At 73.6% G+C, this 2,337-nt stretch carries 3 protein-coding genes and 1 pseudogene; 1 reads left to right on the plus strand and 3 read right to left on the minus strand.

Translation table 11 applies throughout. The annotated features are described in order from the left end of the window. The 3 genes from G6023_RS08835 to G6023_RS08845 all read right to left on the minus strand — a co-directional run. Positions 1–674, minus strand: a 674-nt coding sequence (locus tag G6023_RS08835) for an SURF1 family cytochrome oxidase biogenesis protein (protein WP_182635057.1), incomplete at its 3' end; no start/stop codon positions are given. A gap of 51 nt (positions 675–725) precedes the next feature. Next, a complete protein-coding gene (locus G6023_RS08840; RefSeq protein ID WP_182635059.1) occupies positions 726–1,193 on the minus strand; it encodes an arsenate reductase/protein-tyrosine-phosphatase family protein in 468 nt (155 codons plus the stop codon). Positions 1,194–1,206: 13 nt separating this feature from the next. Next, positions 1,207–1,875 carry an HAD hydrolase-like protein gene (locus tag G6023_RS08845; RefSeq protein WP_182635061.1) on the minus strand — a complete coding sequence of 223 codons (669 nt, stop codon included), beginning with the start codon at positions 1,873–1,875 and terminating at the stop codon, positions 1,207–1,209. An 86-nt stretch (positions 1,876–1,961) separates the two neighbouring features. On the opposite strand from G6023_RS08845, the pseudogene G6023_RS08850 reads away from it, so the two are divergent. Then, positions 1,962–2,337: pseudogene (locus G6023_RS08850) on the plus strand (Rv2231c family pyridoxal phosphate-dependent protein CobC); the annotation flags it as partial.

The following is a 2,337-nucleotide window of genomic DNA, read 5'->3' on the forward strand; positions in this document are numbered from 1 at the left end:
AGCACGCCGAAGGCCAGCCACTGCAGTCCGTAGGACAGGTACGGGCCGTTCTCGATGCCGGGGATCGGGGCGGGGGAGAGCGATCCTGGCTGGCCCCCGGCCAGCTGCAGGTAGCCCTCCGACACGAGGTCGTGTCCGAGGGTGTCGCCGATGACGACCGGGTCCACCACGCGCACGGCGGGCAGTCCGGCCATCGGGACGGGCTCGGTCTCGCCGGGCTCGGTGACCCGCAGCCGGGCGGTGATCTCGACCTCGCCGGCGGGGGCGGCGGGATAGTCCGGTACCGCGTTGTTCTCCCCGACGAGCACGTATCCGCGGTTGACCAGCATGTCCGCGCCGTCCACGGGGTCGAACACCGTGAGAACCTGGTAGACCAGCTCGCCGTCCACCGACCGGAGTCGCAGCAGTGCCTCGGAGTCCGGTCGCCACTCCCCGGTGAGGGTGACCAGGCGCCATTCGCGCTCGGCGTAGGCCTGCGGGCCGTCCACCACCTGCGCCAGCGGCGCGGGTTCGGCCTCGACGGATTCGGCCAGGCGGGCGTTGCGGGCGTCGAGATCGTCGCTCTTGCCCAGCTGCCACGGGGCGAGCAGCGCGAAGCACGCCCAGGCGAACAGGGCCGCGGCGAGGACGCCGATCACCCATCCCGGGGTCAGGAAACGCCGCAGTATCCGCATGCTCCCAGGGTATCCGTCCCGGCGCGGCGGGTCCCGGGGCAGGTGTGCCCGCTACCCCGTGAGCTCGCGCACCTCGGCGACCAGCCCGGGCAGGGCCGCGGTGATCTGCAGGCGGGTGCGGGTGAAGCCGCTGTCGTCTCCGTAGTAGGGGTCGGCCACGTCCGCGCCGTCGGCGCCGTGCTCGTGTGCGCGGGGGTCGTACGACCGCAGCAGCCGGATCCGGGCCGGGTCGACCCCTGCCCGGTGCAGGTGGTCGCGGTGGCCGGTGTCGAGGGCCACCACCAGGTCGGCGTCGTGGTCGCCGGGGGACAGCTGCGAGGCCACGTGCCCGGTGTCGTAGCCGTGGGCTGCGAGCTCTGCCGCGGCGCGCGCGTCCATGCCGTTGCCGACGTGCCAGTCGCCGGTGCCGACGCTGGAGACGGTCACCCGGTCGCCGAGCCCGGCGTCGTGGAACGCCCGGCGGGCCATGACCTCGGCCATGGGGGAGCGGCAGATGTTCCCGGTGCAGACGAACACCACCCGCACCCGCTACTCACCACCCACGGATGATCTCCTCCAGCGCCGCGGTGTCGACGGCCGACCAGTGGGCGCGGTCCCACTCGTCGGGCCGCCCGTAGCCCCAGCGCACGATCGCGGTCGGGACGCCGTATCGGGCGGCGCCCTCGATGTCGTGTTCGCGGTCGCCGATCATGAGTACCTGCCCGGTCCCGCCGCCGTCGACGGGCGTCGGGTAGATCCCCATCGCCGAGAGGGAGTGCGCGATGACGTCGGCCTTGGCCATCCGGCCGACGGAGATGTCCGCCCCACCGATGAACTCGAAGGGGGCGGCCAGGTCGAAGTGCCCGAGGATCCGGCGCGCGGCGACCTCGTCCTTGCTCGTGGCGACCGCCATCCGGTAGCCGTCCACGGCGAGCCGGTCGAGCAGCGCGTCCATCCCCGTGAAGACGGCGTTCTCCAGCCACCCCACCTCGTCGTAGCGCTCGCGGTAGGCCGCCACCGCCCGGTCCAGGTCGGACCCGGCGAGGCCGAGCGAGGTCAACGTGTCGACCATGGGCGGGCCGGCGATGGAACGGATGTCGCGGTCGGAGTCCCAGCGCGCGCCCACCACGCCGAGCGCGTGGTGGAGGGACTTGGCGATGCCGTCGAGGGAGTCGGTGATGGTGCCGTCGAGGTCCACGAGGAGGATCGGGCGGTCGGTCATGCCGCCATCCTCCCAGAGTCCGCCGGGCGGGTTCCCCCGCCGGTCCGGGGCCGCGCGCCGTTCGTGGTCGTCCTACGCTTCCGGGAATGAGCGAGAAACCCGGAGAGCGTCCCGACCAGGCGTCGTGGGCGGCGCTGCGACACCACGGTGACGCCGAGCTGGTCCCCGGCGCCCTGGACTTCGCCGTCAACGTACGCGGATCGGGGCCGCCGGGGTGGCTCCGCGACAGGTTGGCGGCCCGCCTCGCCGACCTGGGGGGATACCCCGGGGTCGACGACGACGAGGCCGCCCTCTCCGCCGTGGCCGCCCGTCACGGGGTCGGACGCGACCGCGTCCTGCTGTTGGGCGGCGCCTCGGAGGGGTTCCACCTGCTCGCCGCGCACGCGGCCCGGAACCTGCTGCGAGCGGCGGTGGTACACCCGTCCTTCACCGAACCGGAGCTCGAACTGCGACGGGCCGGCG

This window comes from Dietzia sp. DQ11-71, assembly GCF_014144995.1.
Classification (GTDB): domain Bacteria; phylum Actinomycetota; class Actinomycetes; order Mycobacteriales; family Mycobacteriaceae; genus Dietzia; species Dietzia kunjamensis.